This window comes from Agromyces sp. P2_B3 (assembly GCF_056404815.1).
On sequence record NZ_JBFUDH010000014.1, the window covers coordinates 24,572 to 42,111 of the forward strand.

Consider the following 17,540-nt stretch of genomic DNA (forward strand, 5'->3'; position numbering starts at 1 on the left):
GCACATGCCATCACCCGTAGACCGCGAGAAAGCACTCGAAACCGCACTCGCCCAGATCGACCGCCAATTCGGCAAGGGGTCGGTGATGCGCCTCGGCAGCGAAGACCGCGCTCCCGTCGAGGTGATCCCCACGGGCTCGGTCGCACTCGACGTCGCGCTCGGCGTCGGCGGCCTTCCCCGCGGCCGGATCATCGAGATCTACGGCCCGGAGTCCTCGGGAAAGACCACGCTCACCCTGCACGCGATCGCCAACGCGCAGCGTGCCGGCGGCATCGCGGCGTTCGTCGACGCCGAGCACGCGCTCGACCCCGAGTACGCGAAGAAGCTGGGCGTCGACATCGACTCGCTCCTCGTCTCGCAGCCCGACACGGGTGAGCAGGCGCTCGAGATCGCCGACATGCTCGTGCGCTCGGGCTCGATCGACCTGATCGTGATCGACTCCGTCGCGGCGCTCGTGCCGCGCGCCGAGATCGAGGGCGAGATGGGCGACTCGCACGTCGGCCTGCAGGCCCGCCTGATGTCGCAGGCGCTCCGCAAGCTCACCGGTGGCCTCAACCAGACGAACACCACGATGATCTTCATCAACCAGCTGCGAGAGAAGATCGGCGTGTTCTTCGGCAGCCCCGAGACCACCGCGGGCGGCAAGGCGCTCAAGTTCTACGCCTCGGTGCGACTCGACATCCGCCGCATCGAGACGCTGAAGGACGGCACCGAGGCGGTTGGCAACCGCACGCGCGTCAAGGTCGTCAAGAACAAGATGGCGCCGCCCTTCAAGCAGGCGGAGTTCGACATCCTCTACGGCGTGGGCATCTCGCGCGAGGGCTCGCTGATCGACTACGGCGTCGATCAGGGCATCGTGAAGAAGTCCGGTGCCTGGTACACCTACGACGGCGACCAGCTCGGACAGGGCAAGGAGAACGCGCGCAACTTTCTCCTGCAGAACCCCGACATCGCCGCCGACATCGAGAAGAAGATCCTCGCGAAGCTCGGCATCGGTGCGGCAGGTGCTGCGCCGGCCGTGCCGTCGAACGTGGAGTCGATCGAGGGCAAGCTCGGGCGCAAGGGCGCCTGAGTCGCACGATGAACGAGATCGGGGAGGGGAGTGAGATGAGCGACGCAACCGAGCACCTCGCCCCGGTCTCGTACCTGCCGTGGGCCACGCCGCCCGGCACTGCCGAACCGGCCGGCGCGCCTGCCGACACCGGCGTCCGCGGCGCGCCTGCGGACGCCGGTGGCCGCGGTCGATCAGCCCCGGCCGATGACGTCGTCAATGCGACCGAGCAGCCCCGCACGAGCGGTTCGGGCGGCAGTCGTTGGTCGTCACCGAACTCCGATCGCGACTCCCGGCGCGCCGAACGTCGTCGCAGTCGCTTCACCGTCGTGAGCGACGATCCCGAGGAGACCGGGCCCGAGCGAGATGCCCGCATCGACCGGCTGGTCGTGTCTCGGTTGCGCCGTTCGGCGCTGTCCGTCGCCGAGGTGCGAGCGGTGCTCGCCGAACACGGCCTCGACGAAGCGGAGATCGAGGAGTGGATCGAGCGCTACGAGCGGTTCGGCTACCTCGACGACGCACGACTCGCCGAGCAGCTCGTGCACGTCAACGGGGCCCGCCGCGGCCGGGGGAGCGGCGCGATCCTCCAGGAGCTCTCGCGTCGCGGCGTCGACCCTTCCGCGGCTCGCGCCGCGGTCGACGAGCTCGACCCCGACGTCGAACGTCGCAACGCCCTCGAGGTGGCGCAGCGGCGTGCGAGGCAGCTCACCGGGCTCGACCACCAGACGGCGGAGCGTCGGCTCTCCGCCTTCCTTCAGCGTCGGGGCTACCCGGGCGACATCGTCCGCGAGGCGGTGACGGCGGCGCTGGCCGCCGATGGCTCGTAAACTGGTGCGATCATGAGCACCCTTCGCGAGGCCTCGACGATCGAGACCACTGAGCCGGCGTCGACGCCGCGGACCTACGAGGTCCGCACCTTCGGATGCCAGATGAACGTGCACGACTCCGAGCGCCTCAGCGGATCGCTGGAAGCAGCCGGGTACGTGCCCGCCGATGGGGCCGAGCCCGACATCGTCGTCATCAACACGTGCGCCGTGCGCGAGAACGCCGACAACAAGCTCTACGGCAACCTCGGACATCTCGCCGGCGTCAAGCGTCGTCACGCCGGCATGCAGATCGCCGTCGGCGGTTGCCTCGCCCAGAAGGACAAGAACGTCATCCTCGAGAAGGCGCCGTGGGTCGACGTCGTCTTCGGCACCCACAACATGGGGTCCCTGCCGAGCCTCCTCGAACGTGCACGCCACAACGACGAGGCGCAGCTCGAGATCCTCGACGCCCTCGAGGTGTTCCCGTCCACGCTCCCCACCAAGCGGGATTCGACGTACAGCGGGTGGGTGTCGATCTCCGTCGGCTGCAACAACACGTGCACCTTCTGCATCGTGCCGGCGCTCCGGGGCAAGGAGAAGGATCGCCGACCCGGCGAGATCCTCGCCGAGATCCAGGCACTCGTCGACGACGGTGCTGTCGAAGTGACCCTGCTCGGCCAGAACGTCAACTCCTACGGCGTCGAGTTCGGCGATCGCCAGGCATTCGGCAAGCTGCTCCGCGCCGCGGGCCGGATCGAGGGCCTCGAGCGCATCCGCTTCACGAGCCCGCACCCCGCCGCGTTCACCGACGATGTCATCGAGGCCATGGCCGAGACGCCGGCGGTCATGCCGCAGCTGCACATGCCGCTCCAGTCGGGCTCCGACCGCATCCTCAAGGCGATGCGCCGGTCCTACCGCTCCGAGAAGTTCCTCGGCATCCTCGACCGTGTGCGCGCCCGCATCCCGAACGCCGCCATCTCCACCGACATCATCGTCGGCTTCCCCGGTGAGACCGAAGCGGACTTCCAGGAGACGCTCCGCGTCGTGGAGGCCGCACGATTCGCGTCGGCCTTCACCTTCCAGTACTCCATCCGCCCGGGCACCCCGGCCGCGACGATGGACGAGCAGGTGCCGAAGGAGGTCGTGCAGGAGCGCTACGACCGACTCATCGCGCTGCAGGAACAGATCTCCTGGGAGGAGAACCAGCGCCTCATCGGGCGTCCGGTCGAGGTCCTCGTCTCGACGGGTGAGGGCAAGAAGGACGCCGAGACGCACCGGCTGAGCGGCCGGGCCGAAGACAGCCGGCTCGTGCACTTCGAGGTTCCTGCCGGCTTTGAGCTCCCGCGCCCCGGCGATGTCGTGTCGGTCACGATCACGCAGGCTGCGCCGTTCCACCTCATCGCCGACTCGCTCGACGACGTGCCGCTGACGATCCGCCGCACCCGGGCGGGCGATGCCTGGGATCGCGCACAGGCCGAGAGCTGCGGCGTGCCGGCCGGCCCCGCGGCATCCGTCGGTGCTCGCGTGTCGTTGGGCCTGCCGTCGGTGCGCACCCGTGGCGCCGAGCCGCTCGTGGCCCCGGGTGTCGGCACGATGCCGATCTACGACCCCAGCGACGCACAGCGCTGACGTGACCCTCATCGCGATCGTCGGCGCGACCGGCGCCGGCAAGTCCGACTTCGCGCTCGACCTCGCCGAGGCGTTCGAACGGGCGGGCCGGGTCACCGAGGTCGTGAACGCCGATGCGATGCAGCTCTACCGCGGCATGGACATCGGCACTGCGAAGCTGGCACTCGATGCGCGGCGGGGGGTGCCGCATCACCAGCTCGACGTGCTCGACGTCACCGAGGAGGCGTCGGCCGCGGCATACCAGCCCGCCGCCCGTGCGGCCATCGACGACATCCTCGCCCGCGGCCACGTGGCGCTGCTGGTCGGTGGATCCGGCCTGTACGTGTCGTCGGTCATCCACGACTTCCGCTTCCCCGGCACCGACGCCGCCATTCGCGCGCGGCTCGAGGCCGAGCTCGCCGAGATCGGTCCCGGCCTCATGCACGGGAGGCTGCGGGCGCTCGATGCCGAGACGGCCGCGAGCGTCGATGCGCAGAACGGCCGGCGCATCGTGCGCGCGCTCGAGGTCATCGAGCTCACGGGGGAGCCGAAGGCCGCACGCCTTCCCGACGAGCCCGTGGCCTGGCGTCCCCACCGCATCGTGCACCTCCGCAGCGACCGCGCACGTCTCGTGGAGCGGCTCGATGCCCGAGCCGCACGCATGTGGGAGGACGGACTGCTCGACGAGGTGCGCGAGCTCGTGCCGCGCGGCCTCGAGCGGGGCGTCACGGCGCGCAAGGCGATCGGCTACGCGCAGGCCCTCGCCGAGTTCCATGGGCGGATGTCGCGCGCCGAGGCGATCGCCCAGACGCAGCAGCTCACGCGCACCTACGCGCGCCGGCAGGTCGGCTGGTTCGGCCGCTATCGCGACGCGACCACGATCGACGCCGACGACCTCGCCGCTCGCGGCTCGGAGCTGGCCCGCCAGGCGGCTCTAGACTGATCGGATGCCGTTCGATCTGCGATTCACCAAGGGGCAGGGCACGGGCAACGACTTCGTGCTCTTCAGCGACCCCGAGGGCGACACCGAGCTCACGCCCACGCAGATCGCCGCGGTGTGCGACCGGCGGTTCGGGGTGGGCGCCGACGGCGTGATCCGAGCCGTGCGTTCCCGCAACCTCGACGACGGCGCCGCGGCCCTGTCGGAGGACCCGGCCGCCGTGTGGTTCATGGACTACTGGAATGCCGATGGCACCGTCTCCGAGATGTGCGGCAACGGCATCCGCGTGTTCGTCAGCTACCTCCTCGACCAGGGGCTGGCTGAGCTCCCGGCCGGAGGGGCGATCGCTATCGGTACGCGCGCGGGTGTCCGCACCGTGCGACGCAGCGCCGACGGCTTCCAGGCCGACCTCGGACCGTGGCGCCTCGCCGGCGGCGAGCCGCTCGTGCGGGGCAAGGAGCTGCCGGTGGCACGACCCGGACTCGGCATCGACGTGGGCAACCCGCACGTGGTCGTGGCCCTCGCCGACGACGATGAGCTCGAGGCCGTCGACCTGAACTACCAGCCCGTGCTGGACCCGGTGCCCGAGGCCGGCGCGAACGTCGAGTTCGTGGTGCCCGCCGAGCCGCTCGTCGAGGACGGCATCGGCCGCATCCGCATGCGCGTGCACGAGCGCGGTTCGGGCGAGACGCTCTCGTGCGGCACCGGCGCGGTCGCGTCGGCACTGGCCGTGCGGTACTGGGCCGGATCCGGCGCGCCGAACGACTGGCGCGTGCAGGTGCCGGGTGGCGTCCTGGGCGTGCGCATGTTCGAGGCAGCCGACGGAGAGCATGTCGCCCTCTCGGGGCCGGCGGAGCTCGTCTTCGACGGGGTGCTCACCCTCGCCTGAGTTCAGCGCGCGGTTGCCGCACGGGCAGCGAGCACCCGGAACCCCTTGGATTTGTCCGCTCGTTCGACGTCGAGGCCGAGCTCGGTGGCGATCCAGCGTTGCAGGGACTCCGCCCCGAGGTGCTTGGCGACCACGAGCCAAGCGGTCGCGTCGTCGGCCAGTCGGGGAAGCCAGTGCGCGAGCATGGCGTGCAGCTCCTGCTTGCCGACGCGGATCGGCGGGTTCGACCAGATCGTGGCGAACCGAACGTCATCGGGAACATCCCCGGGCAGCACGGCGTTGACATTGGTGAGGCCGAGGCGGGCCGCGTTGCGACGCACCAGGTCGAGGGCGCGTTCGTTGACGTCCACCGCCCACACCGTGGCATCCGGTGCCTGCATCGCCAGGCTGAGCGCGATCGGTCCCCAGCCCGCACCGAGGTCGAGCAGGTGCCCGGTCTGAGGCGGCGCAGGGACGGCGTCGAGCAGCACGCGGGTGCCCTCGTCGAGATGCTCGGGGCTGAACACCCCGCCGGCGGTGACGAGCTCGACCTCCCGGCCGGCGAGTCGCACACGGATCGTGCGCGTGCCGCCGCCGCTCCGAGGCGAAGGGGAGAAGTAGTGGTCGGAGCCCATGCAAGCAAGTTATCGCACGCGAACGGAAGTAAGGTTGACGAGATGAACGAAGGCGAACGGCACACTGCAGACGACGACGTCGAGCGCGTGCTCCGCAGCGCGGAGAGCCGCGCGGGCGTGGCCAGGTTCGGAGCCGGCGACGCCTCGGCGATCCAGCGCACGGGTTCCGAGGTGACCGGCGACGACTCGCACGACGGCGAGCAGTTCGACCGCGAGGAGCGGGCGGCGCTGCGGCGGGTGAGCGGTCTCTCGACCGAGCTCGAGGACGTCACCGAGGTCGAGTACCGACAGCTGCGCCTCGAGAACGTCGTGCTGATCGGCGTGTACGCGCAGGGTTCGCAGGACGACGCCGAGAACTCGATGCGCGAGCTCGCGGCCCTCGCGGAGACGGCCGGTGCACGGGTGCTCGACGGGCTCCTGCAGCGTCGTCCGCACCCCGACCCGAGCACCTACCTCGGCAGCGGCAAGGCCGAGGAGCTGCGCCACGTCGTGGCCGCGCTCGGCGCCGACACCGTCATCGCCGACACCGAGCTCGCTCCGAGCCAGCGGCGTGCGCTGGAGGACGTCGTGAAGGTCAAGGTCATCGACCGCACCGCGGTGATCCTCGACATCTTCAGCCAGCACGCGAAGAGCCGTGAGGGCAAGGCCCAGGTCGAGCTCGCGCAGCTCGAGTACCTGCTTCCCCGCCTCCGCGGCTGGGGTGAGTCGATGTCCCGCCAGGCCGGTGGCCAGGTCGGCGGCGCCGGTGCCGGCATGGGCTCCCGCGGACCGGGTGAGACGAAGATCGAGCTCGATCGTCGCCGCATCCACTCGCGCATGGCGAAGCTGCGCAAGCAGATCGCCGGCATGAAGCCCGCCCGTGAGGCCAAGCGCGCCAACCGCCGCCGCAACGCCGTGCCATCGGTCGCGATCGCCGGGTACACGAACGCGGGCAAGTCGAGCCTGCTCAACCGCATCACCGGAGCCGGAGTGCTCGTCGAGAACGCGCTGTTCGCCACGCTCGACGCGACCGTGCGGCGCAACACCACCACTGACGGCCGGGTCTACACGATCGCCGACACCGTCGGGTTCGTGCGCAACCTGCCGCACCAGCTGGTCGAGGCGTTCCGTTCGACGCTCGAGGAGGTCGGCGACGCCGACCTGATCGTGCACGTGGTCGATGCGGCGCACCCCGACCCCGCCGGGCAGATCGCCACGGTGCGCGACGTGATCGGGGAGGTCGGCGCGCGCGACGTGCCTGAGCTCATCGTCTTCAACAAGGCCGACCTCGTGACCGAGGAGGACCGACTCGTGCTCCGCGGCCTCGAGCCGAACGCCGTGTTCGCGTCGGCGCGCACCGGCGAGGGCATTCCCGACGTGCTCGCGGCGATCGAGCGCATGCTGCCCGACCCCGCGGTCGAGGTCGACCTGCTCGTGCCGTACGACCGCGGCGACGTGGTCTCGACGCTCCACGAAGCCGGTCGCGTCCTGTCCATCGAGTACGTCGAGGACGGCACCCGCATCCGGGCGCTCGCCTCGCCCGAGCAGGCCGGCCAGCTCGCGGAGTTCGACGCAGCATCCGTGCCTGCCTAGGTCGTGCCGCCGGTTCCCTGTCACCGCGCGTCATAGTGGGCGCATCCGCGTGACGGAGGCGTATCGTCGCTGGTGATCGTCGGTGCACGGCCGGATGCCGGGCACCTGGAGCGACCGCCGAGCCCGGCACCCGCCCGCGACACCCACCCGCCGATCCGGCCGGGGGACGCGGCCTGCCGCGCCTTCGCCGAACGGCACGCGACGCCACGCAGGAGCACCATGGCCCAGACCGGACCGGACGCCGGAGGCGCGGACTGTCGGGACCGCCCGCCGGTCTCCTTCGAGCTGTTCCCGCCCAGGACGGATGCCGCTGCGCTCGCGCTCGGTCGCACGATCGACAAGCTCGCCGAGGCGCACCCCGCGTTCATCTCGGTGACGTTCGGCGCCGGCGGCTCGTCGCGCGACCGTTCCCTGACCGTGCTCCGCTACATGCTCGAGCACACCGACGTCGAGCCGATGGCGCACCTCACCTGCGTGGGCTCCTCGCATGCCGAGGCCAACCGCCTCGTGCGCGAGTTCCTCGACGCGGGGATCACGAGCTTCCTCGCGCTGCGCGGTGACCCGCCCGCGGGCGCCGACGCCTCTCCCGACGCCGGCATCGGCGACCTCGACAGCGCCGCCGAGCTGGTGCAGCTCATCCACCGGGTGCAGGAGGAACGCGAGCCCTTCGGCCAGGTCGGCATCCCCGGCCTGCCCGGCGTCAGGCAGATCGGTGAGCGGCCGAGGCCCGAGCGCGTCGCGGTGGCGACGTTCCCCACTGGACATCCGCGATCGCGTGGGGTCGCCCAGGACGTCGACACGCTGCTCGCCAAGGAGATCGCGGGAGCCAACCTCGCCATCACGCAACTGTTCTGGCGCGCCGAGGACTACCTCGGCTTCGTCGACCGCGCTCGCGCCGGCGGGGTGACGATCCCGATCCTGCCCGGCATCATGCCGGTCACCACGCCCGCCCGGCTCGCCCGGCTCACCGAGCTCACGGGCGTCGAGCCGCCGGCGTCCCTCGCGATCGACCTCGAGATCGAACCGGATGCCGCGGCGCAGGCCGAGCTCGGCATCGACTTCGCCACCCGGCTCGCCTCCGACGTGCTCGCGGGCGGCGCACCGGGTCTCCACCTGTACACCTTCAACCGCCATGAGGCCGTGCTCGACGTGCTCGACCGGCTCGGGATCGGCGTCAACGACCGACTCGTCAACGAGAGGAACACCACAGAACGATGACCGCACACTCCTTCCCCACCGGCACGATCCTGGGCTACCCGCGCATCGGGCGCCGCCGCGAGCTGAAGAAGGCCGTGGAGGCCTTCTGGTCGGGCGCGATCGACGCGAGCAGGCTCGAGGCCGCCGCCGCCGACCTCCGTGCGGCGACGCGCGAGCGCCTCGCAGCCCTCGGCCTGGGCCGTGACGACTCGTCCATCCCCGAGTCGTTCTCCTACTACGACCAGGTGCTCGACGCCGCGATCGCGGTGGGCGCCGTGCCCGAGCGCTTCCGCCGGCTGCAGGACGAGTCGGGCCGCGTCGACCTCGCCGGGTACTTCACCATCGCCCGCGGCGAGGGCGAGGACGCGCCGCTCGAGATGACGAAGTGGTTCGATTCGAACTACCACTACCTCGTTCCCGAGATCGGGCCCGACACCGCGTTCTCCCTGCACGCCGACCGGATCCTCGCGGAGTTCGCCGAGGCCAAGGCCGCCGGGTTCCTCACCCGCCCGGTCATCGTCGGACCCGTGACCTTCCTCCTCCTCGCGAAGGCCGCCGATGGCGCCCCCGAGGGCTTCCGGCCGATCGACCGCCTCGCCGACCTGGTGCCCGTGTACGCGGCGCTCCTCGCCGAGCTGCAGGCGGCCGGTGCCGCGTGGGTGCAGCTCGACGAGCCGGCGCTCGTCAGCGAGAGCATCGACGAGTCGCGCGACCGGGTCCTCGAGGCGATCGGCCAGGCCTACGACGCGCTGGGCTCCACCGAGCAGCGCCCGTCGATCTTCGTGGCTGCGCCCTACGGCGCGCTCGGCGACGCGCTTCCCGCGCTGGCGGCCGCGCCCGTCGAGGCCATCTCGCTCGACCTCGTGCGCGGCACCGCGCCCGAGCAGCTCGACCCGGCGACCGAGGAGTCGCTGGCGTCGAAGACCCTCGTCGCGGGCGTGGTCGACGGCCACAACATCTGGCGGGGCGACCTCGCGCACGCGTTCGAGCGGGCCGACGCGCTCCGCTCCTTCTCGGGCGACGTGGCCGTCTCGACCTCCACCTCGCTGCTGCACGTGCCGCACGACGTCGAGGACGAGTCCAAGCTCGACCCGCGCCTCGTGAGCTGGCTCGCGTTCGCCGACCAGAAGGTCGCCCAGGTCGCGACGTTGGCACGGGGGCTCGCCGAGGGACGCGACGCCATCGCGAGCGAGCTCGACGCGGCATCCGCGGCCCTCGCCGACCGTGCCGGTGCGCCCGGGGTGCGCGTGCCCTCGGTGCGTGCACGACTGGCCGGCCTCGCCGATCGCGACTTCGCCCGTGACGAGTACGACGAGCGGGTCGCCGCCCAGGAGTCGCTCGACCTGCCCGAGCTGCCCACCACGACCATCGGATCGTTCCCGCAGACGGCCGACATCCGTCGTGCGCGCGCACGCCTGCTGAAGGGCGAGTTGACGGATGCCGAGTACCGCGGGCTCATGCGCGAGGAGATCGAACGCGTCATCCGCCTGCAGGAGGACCTCGGCCTCGACGTGCTCGTGCACGGCGAGCCCGAGCGCAACGACATGGTGCAGTACTTCGCCGAGCTCCTCGACGGGTTCGCGGTCACGCAGCACGGTTGGGTGCAGTCCTACGGATCGCGCTGTACGCGGCCGTCGATCCTCTGGGGCGACGTCTCCCGTCCGGCGCCGATGACGGTGGAGTGGTCGACGTACGCCCAGTCGCTCACCGAGAAGCCGGTCAAGGGCATGCTCACCGGTCCGGTGACGATCCTCGCGTGGTCGTTCGTGCGCGACGACCAGCCGCTCGGCGACACCGCGCGCCAGGTGGCGCTCGCGCTGCGCGACGAGATCGGCGACCTCGAGCAGGCCGGCATCCGGGTCATCCAGGTCGACGAGCCGGCGCTGCGCGAACTGCTCCCGCTGAAGCTCGCCGACCAGCCCGCCTACCTCGACTGGTCGGTCGGCTCGTTCCGGCTCGCGACGGGCGGCGCCGCTGCGGCGACGCAGGTGCACACGCACCTCTGCTACTCGGAGTTCGGCGTGGTCATCGACGCGATCCGCAACCTCGACGCGGACGTGACCTCGATCGAGGCCGCCCGCAGCCGCATGGAAGTCGTCGACGACCTGTCGACGAGCGGCTTCGACCACGGCATCGGCCCGGGCGTCTACGACATCCACTCGCCGCGCGTGCCGAGCGCCGCCGAGGTGCAGTCGCTCCTCGAGCGGGCGGTCGCGGAGATCCCGGCCTCCAAGCTGTGGGTCAACCCCGACTGCGGGCTCAAGACCCGCGGCTACGACGAGACCGTGGCGTCGCTCGAGCACATCATCCAGGCGACCCGCGCCGTGCGCGCCGAGCTGCCCCAGCCCGCGCTCGCGAAGTAGGGCGAAACGCACGCCGGTCGGATGTCGCGAGCTCGCGGCATCCGACCGGCGTCGTCGTTCAGCGCGACGTCGCACGGCGCGTCGTCGCACTCGGGGGATCCCCATGTGCCGCCCGGGCAGCCCACAGGTGCGACCCGTACGGTCGACGTCATGCGACTCGCAGTGCACGAATCCGGCGATGGTGCCAAGACCGCCGTGCTGATCCACGGGATCATGTCCGATTCACGGGCCTGGCACCGGGTGACGGCAGAGCTCCACGCGCACGGATATCGGGTGCTCGCGGTCGACCTCGCCGGGCACGGTCGCAGTCCCCGGGCGCGTCGATACTCGCCGGCGGCCTGGGCGCACGACGTCGTGGAGACGCTCGAGCCGATGCTCGACCGGGCGCCCGACGTGGTAATGGGCCACTCGCTCGGCGGCCTCGTCGCGAGCCTCGTCGCCGACCGCCTGGCGCCCCGGGCGGCCATCTACATCGACCCGGCGTTCTCGTTCCCCACCGGCGTCAAGGGCTGGGCGTTCAAGGCGTTCTTCGCCATGGCCCCGCGGCCCCGGCGGTCGGCACTCGTGCGCATGAACCCCCGCTGGAGCGCGGTCGACGTCGACATCGAGGTCGCGACGCTTCGCGACTGGGACAAGCGGACCATCCTCGGATTCCTCGACACGAGGCCGCTCGTGCCGCCCGCCCGACTGGTGGCGCCCAGCCTGGTCGTGCTCGCCGAGAAGAGCCTCCTGATCACCGAGCGCGTCGCCGCGCAGATGCGGAGCCGGGGGATGACCGTCGCGACCGTGAGGGGAACCGGTCACACCGTGTTCCGCGACGACCACGCAGGCTTCATGGACACCGTGGTCGGGTGGCTGCACGGGCTCGGTGCACCGGCCACCAAGGCCGCGACGCGCCGAGTGCTCACGGCCGCCTGACCGAGAGCTGCAGGGTCTGCCGAACCCTGGTCAGACCGCGCGGAGCACGGCGACGACCTTGCCGAGGACCTCGGCCTGGTCGCCGAGGATGGGCTCGAACGCGGTGTTGCGGGGGAGCAGCCACGTGTGGCCGTCGCGCTGCCGGAAGACCTTGACGGTCGCCTCGCCGTCGAGCATGGCCGCCACGATCTCGCCGTTCTCCGCGGTGCGCTGCGATCGCACCACGACCCAGTCGCCGTCGCAGATCGCCGCATCGATCATGGAGTCGCCGACGACCTTGAGGATGAAGAGGTCGCCCTTGCCGACGAGCTGACGGGGGAGGGGGAACACCTCGTCGATCTGCTGCTCGGCGGTGATGGGGATGCCTGCGGCGATGCGCCCCACCAGGGGGACCATGGCGGCGTCGCCCACCTGCACGGGCTCGCCCGCCGAGGCGTTGCGTCCTGGCGCCCCGGGCAGCTCGATGAGCACCTCGAGGGCTCGGGGACGGTTGGGGTCGCGCCGGAGGTAGCCGGCGAGCTCGAGCTGGTTGAGCTGGTGCGTCACGCTCGACAGTGAGGAGAGTCCCACCGCATCGCCGATCTCGCGCATGCTCGGCGGATATCCACGGCTCGACACGGAACGCTGGATGACCTCGAGGATCGCGACCTGCTTCGCGCTCAGGCTCTTGCGGCGGCGTTGGCCGCCCGCCGTGCGCGTTCCGTCGATGTCGGTGCTCAACGTCTCCGCCCCTCGTTGCGACCTCGCGGCCGGATGTCGGTGGTGTCTGATCGACTGTGTTCGAACATTCGAAACTGTATCCGGCAGATGTCGGTGCGGCAAACATTCGTTCGAGTGTGTCGCGCAATTCGGCGGCACCACGCACGACGAGTGGATGCTTGCAGCTTCGAACATTCGAAGATATATTCGGAACAGAGCTTCGCATCCGGCCCTCCCGGCCGAGGGCCGGATGCGACTCATCAGGAGGTGTGAGATGAGTGCAGTGATCGTAACGAACCGGCTCGGCACTTCCGTGCGCCCGCAGCCGATCGAGGCCCCGGCCGCCACCCGGCTTCGCCTGACCCGTCGGGGAAGGGCGGTCTTCACGGGGCTGGCGTCGCTCCCGTTGGTGGTCTGGGCGCTGGTCGCCGTCCTCGGTTCCGGTGGCGCGGCGGCCGATTCGGGTGCCGCACGGGCAGCGACGTCGTTCGAGTACGTCACGATCGGCCAGGGCGACTCGCTGTGGGCCCTTGCCGAGTCCCTCGCGCCGCAGGGAGATCCGCGTGAACTCGTCGACGAGATCATGCGACTCAACGGGCTCGACGACGCGGTCGTCGAGCCGGGTCAGCGGCTCGCGCTTCCCGTCGTTCCATGACGTCACGAGGCCGTGGCGCCTGCCACCGCGTGGCTAGCATGGACTGGTGACGAGCCTCGACGACCTGCCCATCCGCGACGATCTCCGCGGCCGCACGCCGTACGGCGCACCGCAGAAGACGGTGCCCGTCGCCCTGAACGTCAACGAGAACACACATCCGATCCCCGAGGACGTGGCGCACGACATCGTCGCGCGGGTCGCCGCGGCGATCCTCAGCCTGAACCGGTATCCCGACCGCGAGTTCACCGCGCTGCGTCGTGCGCTCGCGGACTACCTGGGCCATGGACTCGACGTCGACCGCATCTGGGCGGCCAACGGGTCGAACGAGGTGCTGCAGCACATCCTGCAGGCGTTCGGGGGCCCGGGCCGCTCGGTGCTCGGATTCGCACCCACCTACTCGATGTACGGCCTCCTCGCATCGGGCACCGGCACGCAATGGATCACCGCAGGGCGCGACGACGACTTCGAGCTCAGCCCAGAGACCGCCGTCGCGGCCATCCGTGAGCACGACCCCGACGTCGTGCTGCTCTGCGCGCCGAACAACCCGACCGGCACGCCGCTGTCGCTCGACACGATCACGGCGGTGGCCGATGCCGCGCGAGGCATCGTGGTGGTCGACGAGGCGTACATCGAGTTCGCCGACCCCGGCACGCCGAGCGCCCTGACCCTGCTCGAGGGGCGGCCGAGGCTGCTCGTCTCGCGCACCATGAGCAAGGCCTTCGCGTTCGCCGGCGCGCGGGTCGGCTACCTCGCCGCCGACCCTGCGGTCGTCGATGCCCTGCGCCTCGTGCGCCTCCCGTACCACCTCTCGGCGCTCACGCAGGCCGCGGCGCTCGGCGCACTCGCGCACTCCGATGAGATGCTGGCGATGGTCGACGAGATCCGCGGGCAGCGTGAGCGCATCGCCACCGAGCTGGCCCGCCTCGGATTCCGCCCCTACCGCAGCGGGGCGAACTTCGTGCTGTTCGGCGGAGTCGACGACCCGCACGCGGTGTTCGAGGCGCTCCTCGAACGGGGGATCCTCATCCGCGAGATCGGCCTCCCCGGATGCCTCCGCGTGACGGCCGGCACCGAGGCCGAGACGACGGCGTTCCTCGAGGCGATCGCGAACTTCGCACCGGCCGGTTCGCCCGCGAGTGCGGCAGCGTCACCGGCCCACGCGACGGCCTCCTCGGCGAACCCGGCATCGGCCCCCGAATAGGATGACGGCATGACCACTCCCGGCGCACCGCGCACCGCCCGCGTGCAGCGCGAGACGAGCGAGTCCAGCATCGACCTGTCGGTGAACCTCGACGGCACGGGCGTGAGCGACATCGAGACCTCGGTGCCGTTCTACGACCACCTCCTCACGGCATTCGCCAAGCACTCGCTCACCGACCTCACGGTGCGGGCGCGCGGCGACATCGAGATCGACGTGCACCACACCGTGGAAGACGTGGGCATCGTGCTCGGGCAGGCCATCCGCGAGGCGCTCGGCGACAAGCGTGGCATCTCGCGATATGGCGACGCCCTCGTGCCCCTCGACGAGGCCCTCGCGCAGGCCGTGGTCGACATCTCCGGACGCCCATTCCTCGTGCACTCGGGCGAACCCGCGGGCTTCGAGTTCCACCTCATCGGCGGTCACTTCACGGGTTCCATGGTGCGCCACGTCTTCGAGGCCATCGCGTTCAACGCCGGCCTCACCGTGCATGTCACGGTGCTCGGCGGTCGCGACCCCCACCACATCGCCGAGGCCGAGTTCAAGGCGTTCGCGAGGGCGTTCCGGCAGGCGAAGGCGCTCGACCCGCTCGTCACCGGCATCCCGTCGACCAAGGGCGCGCTGTGACGGGTGCGAAGCGCGTCGTCGTGCTCGACTACGGCTCGGGCAACGTGCACTCGGCCGCCAAGGCGCTCGAACGCGCGGGCGCCGAGGTGCAGGTGACCGCCGACCGGGCCGCCGCCCTCGAGGCCGACGGCCTCCTCGTGCCCGGCGTCGGCGCCTTCGCCGCCGTGATGGAGCAACTGCGCGCCGTTCGCGGCGACGAGATCATCGACCGCCGGCTCGCCGGTGGCCGCCCGGTGCTCGGCATCTGCGTGGGCATGCAGGTGCTCTTCGAGCGCGGCGTCGAGCGAGGCGTGGACTCCGAGGGGCTCGGCGAGTGGCCCGGCGTCGTCTCCGAGCTGCCGTCGCCCGTGCTGCCGCACATGGGCTGGAACACCGTTCGCCCCGACGAGGGCTCCGTGCTCTTCGACGGCATCGAGCACGAGCGCTTCTACTTCGTGCACTCGTATGCCGCACAGGCGTGGCTGCTCGACGTCATGCCGCCGTTCCCGAAGCCGAGGCTCACCTGGGCCGAACATGGCGCGCCGTTCCTCGCCGCCGTCGAGAACGGCCCCTTGACGGCGACGCAGTTCCATCCCGAGAAATCCGCCGAAGCCGGCATCCGGCTGCTCGGGAACTGGCTCGGCTCGCTCGCCTGAGCGGGGCGTCATCCGCCGACGGCCTCGCCGCGCCGGCGCTAGGATGCTGTGACTGTGCCGCTGTGGCGCTTCACAGCCACGGATACGAGGACAGTGATGAGCGAGTTCAACAAGACCCCCCGTCTGGTGCTGCTTCCGGCGGTCGACGTGGCGGGCGGCAAGGCCGTGCGGCTCACGAAGGGCGAGGCGGGAACCGAGACGAACTACGGCGACCCCGTCGACGCCGCGAGCGACTGGGCCGACCAGGGCGCCGAGTGGATCCACCTCGTGGACCTCGACGCGGCATTCGGTCGGGGATCCAACGCCGGGATCCTGAAGAAGGTCATCCGCCAGGTCCGTGGCGTGAACGTCGAGCTGTCGGGCGGCATCCGCGACGACGAGTCGCTCGAGCACGCCCTCGAGATCGGCGCGAAGCGCATCAACCTCGGTACCGCCGCGCTGGAGAACCCCGAGTGGGCGGCATCCGTCATCGCGCAGTACGGCGAAGCCGTCGCCGTCGGGCTCGACGTGCGCGGCACGACCCTCGCGGCCCGCGGCTGGACGCAGGACGGTGGCGACCTCTGGCATGTCATGGACCGCCTCGAGGAGGCGGGCGCGGCCCGCTACGTGGTGACCGACGTGACGAAGGACGGCACGCTGCAGGGCCCCAACCTCGACCTGCTCCGCCAGATCATGGATCGCACGCACCGCCCGGTCGTCGCCTCCGGCGGCATCTCGAGCCTCGACGACATCGCCGCGCTCCGCGAGCTCGTGCCGCTCGGCCTCGAGGGCGCGATCGTCGGCAAGGCGCTGTACGCGGGCGCCTTCACGCTGCCCGAGGCGCTGGATGTCGCCGGGCACTGACCCCGGGCACGAGCACGGGCACGGGCACGGGCACGGGCACGGGCACGAGCCGGGCGGTGCGGATGCCGCGCCGGCGCGTTCCGGGCCGAACGCCGCCGACTCGGCGGGCGTGCCGTGGGCGGGCCGCTCGTTCCAGCCGAACGCGCACGCCGCCGACGACGGCCGCGCTCCCGAACGACTCGCCGCCGCCATCCGCCGGTTCCGCTCAGGCGACGGCGGGCAGGGCGACGTGGTCGCCGAGTTCGGCCGGTCGCGACTCCTGATCCCACTGCTCGCCCAGCTCGGCGACGGCGGGACCGAGGTCGGCGAGCACGGCCTCGCGGTCGACAAGAGCCAGGAGCTGTCGATCGTCACGGTCGAGGGGCCCGACGGGCGCCGCGTGCTGCCGGTGTTCGCCTCGGTCGAGGCGATGTCGCGATGGAATCCCGGTGCGCGTCCGGTGCCCGCCGACGGCGTGCGGGTGGCGCTCGCGGCGACCGACGACGGGACCGACCTGGTGGTGCTCGACCCCGGCTCGCCGAGCGAGTTCGTGCTGCGCCGGCCGGCGGTCTGGGCGGTGGCGCAGTCGCAGCCGTGGCATCCGCCGTTCGACTCGGTCGAGGTGCGCGACGCCTTCGAGCGCACGATCGCGACGGAGCTCGCGGTGCTCGGCGTCGAGCTGCTGCCCGGCGATCCCGACGCCCGCCTCGCCGGTCCCGAGCTCGTCGTGCGCCTCACGCTCGTGGCGGGCCTGACCCGCCCCGAGCTCGACGCCGTGCTCCAGCGGCTGGCCGCGCGCTGGGCCGCCGACGACGCGATCGCGACCCTCGTGGACTCGCTGACGGTGCGGATCGTGGCCGGACCCGACGCCGTCACGGCGGTCTGAGCTCCGAGGCCCGCTCGCGGCATCCGCTTCGTTGACCGGATGTCGCAGCCGGAGCAGAAT

General features: G+C 71.3%; 17 protein-coding genes. 15 read left to right on the forward strand and 2 right to left on the reverse strand.

Going from position 1 to position 17,540, the window contains the following annotated elements:
* The first annotated feature begins 4 nt into the window (after positions 1–4).
* The 5 genes from recA to dapF are packed head-to-tail and all read left to right on the forward strand — an operon-like array spanning position 5 to position 5,294.
* Entirely contained in the window at positions 5–1,072 is a 1,068-nt protein-coding gene (gene recA, locus AC1DZA_RS16495; RefSeq protein ID WP_159605265.1) for a recombinase RecA, read from the forward strand.
* Positions 1,073–1,107: 35 nt separating this feature from the next.
* Positions 1,108–1,878 carry a regulatory protein RecX gene (locus AC1DZA_RS16500; protein WP_476773562.1) on the forward strand — a complete coding sequence of 257 codons (771 nt, stop codon included), beginning with the start codon at positions 1,108–1,110 and terminating at the stop codon, positions 1,876–1,878.
* Positions 1,879–1,890: 12 nt separating this feature from the next.
* A complete protein-coding gene (gene miaB, locus AC1DZA_RS16505; RefSeq protein ID WP_476773563.1) occupies positions 1,891–3,486 on the forward strand; it encodes a tRNA (N6-isopentenyl adenosine(37)-C2)-methylthiotransferase MiaB in 1,596 nt (531 codons plus the stop codon).
* Position 3,487: 1 nt separating this feature from the next.
* On the forward strand, positions 3,488–4,408 hold the full coding sequence (miaA, locus tag AC1DZA_RS16510) for a tRNA (adenosine(37)-N6)-dimethylallyltransferase MiaA (protein ID WP_476773564.1): 921 nt from the start codon (positions 3,488–3,490) through the stop codon (positions 4,406–4,408).
* Between the two features lie 4 nt (positions 4,409–4,412).
* Positions 4,413–5,294, forward strand: coding sequence for a diaminopimelate epimerase (dapF, locus tag AC1DZA_RS16515; RefSeq protein WP_476773565.1), 882 nt, complete (start codon positions 4,413–4,415; stop codon positions 5,292–5,294).
* Between the two features lie 2 nt (positions 5,295–5,296).
* Here the strand turns inward: dapF and AC1DZA_RS16520 are convergent, their stop codons facing one another.
* Positions 5,297–5,908, reverse strand: coding sequence for a class I SAM-dependent methyltransferase (locus AC1DZA_RS16520; protein ID WP_476761955.1), 612 nt, complete (start codon positions 5,906–5,908; stop codon positions 5,297–5,299).
* A 42-nt stretch (positions 5,909–5,950) separates the two neighbouring features.
* On the opposite strand from AC1DZA_RS16520, the gene hflX reads away from it, so the two are divergent.
* The 4 genes from hflX (at position 5,951) to AC1DZA_RS16540 (ending at position 11,958) form a co-directional block, all read left to right on the forward strand.
* Positions 5,951–7,480, forward strand: coding sequence for a GTPase HflX (gene hflX, locus AC1DZA_RS16525; protein WP_476773566.1), 1,530 nt, complete (start codon positions 5,951–5,953; stop codon positions 7,478–7,480).
* A 219-nt stretch (positions 7,481–7,699) separates the two neighbouring features.
* On the forward strand, positions 7,700–8,698 hold the full coding sequence (locus tag AC1DZA_RS16530) for a methylenetetrahydrofolate reductase (protein ID WP_476773567.1): 999 nt from the start codon (positions 7,700–7,702) through the stop codon (positions 8,696–8,698).
* Positions 8,695–11,040, forward strand: a complete 2,346-nt coding sequence (gene metE, locus AC1DZA_RS16535; RefSeq protein WP_476773568.1) for a 5-methyltetrahydropteroyltriglutamate--homocysteine S-methyltransferase — start codon at positions 8,695–8,697, stop codon at positions 11,038–11,040. The genes AC1DZA_RS16530 and metE overlap by 4 nt, the downstream gene beginning before the upstream one ends.
* A 150-nt stretch (positions 11,041–11,190) precedes the next feature.
* Positions 11,191–11,958, forward strand: a complete 768-nt coding sequence (locus AC1DZA_RS16540; protein WP_476761959.1) for an alpha/beta fold hydrolase — start codon at positions 11,191–11,193, stop codon at positions 11,956–11,958.
* 30 nt (positions 11,959–11,988) lie between these two features.
* Here the strand turns inward: AC1DZA_RS16540 and lexA are convergent, their stop codons facing one another.
* A complete protein-coding gene (gene lexA / locus AC1DZA_RS16545; protein WP_309977742.1) occupies positions 11,989–12,666 on the reverse strand; it encodes a transcriptional repressor LexA in 678 nt (225 codons plus the stop codon).
* Positions 12,667–12,931: 265 nt separating this feature from the next.
* On the opposite strand from lexA, the gene AC1DZA_RS16550 reads away from it, so the two are divergent.
* From AC1DZA_RS16550 to AC1DZA_RS16575, 6 genes are all read left to right on the forward strand, one after another.
* Positions 12,932–13,312 carry a LysM peptidoglycan-binding domain-containing protein gene (locus tag AC1DZA_RS16550; protein ID WP_476761960.1) on the forward strand — a complete coding sequence of 127 codons (381 nt, stop codon included), beginning with the start codon at positions 12,932–12,934 and terminating at the stop codon, positions 13,310–13,312.
* A 46-nt stretch (positions 13,313–13,358) separates the two neighbouring features.
* On the forward strand, positions 13,359–14,513 hold the full coding sequence (locus tag AC1DZA_RS16555; protein ID WP_476773569.1) for a histidinol-phosphate transaminase: 1,155 nt from the start codon (positions 13,359–13,361) through the stop codon (positions 14,511–14,513).
* Positions 14,514–14,522: 9 nt separating this feature from the next.
* Positions 14,523–15,137, forward strand: a complete 615-nt coding sequence (gene hisB, locus AC1DZA_RS16560; protein WP_476761962.1) for an imidazoleglycerol-phosphate dehydratase HisB — start codon at positions 14,523–14,525, stop codon at positions 15,135–15,137.
* Entirely contained in the window at positions 15,134–15,772 is a 639-nt protein-coding gene (hisH, locus tag AC1DZA_RS16565; RefSeq protein WP_476773570.1) for an imidazole glycerol phosphate synthase subunit HisH, read from the forward strand. Before hisB ends, hisH begins: the two co-directional genes overlap by 4 nt.
* 96 nt (positions 15,773–15,868) lie before the next feature.
* Positions 15,869–16,615: a bifunctional 1-(5-phosphoribosyl)-5-((5-phosphoribosylamino)methylideneamino)imidazole-4-carboxamide isomerase/phosphoribosylanthranilate isomerase PriA gene (gene priA, locus AC1DZA_RS16570; RefSeq protein WP_476773571.1), complete on the forward strand. Its 747-nt coding sequence runs from the start codon at positions 15,869–15,871 to the stop codon at positions 16,613–16,615.
* Positions 16,599–17,480: an SseB family protein gene (locus AC1DZA_RS16575; RefSeq protein WP_476773572.1), complete on the forward strand. Its 882-nt coding sequence runs from the start codon at positions 16,599–16,601 to the stop codon at positions 17,478–17,480. The genes priA and AC1DZA_RS16575 overlap by 17 nt, the downstream gene beginning before the upstream one ends.
* The last annotated feature ends 60 nt before the right edge of the window (positions 17,481–17,540 follow it).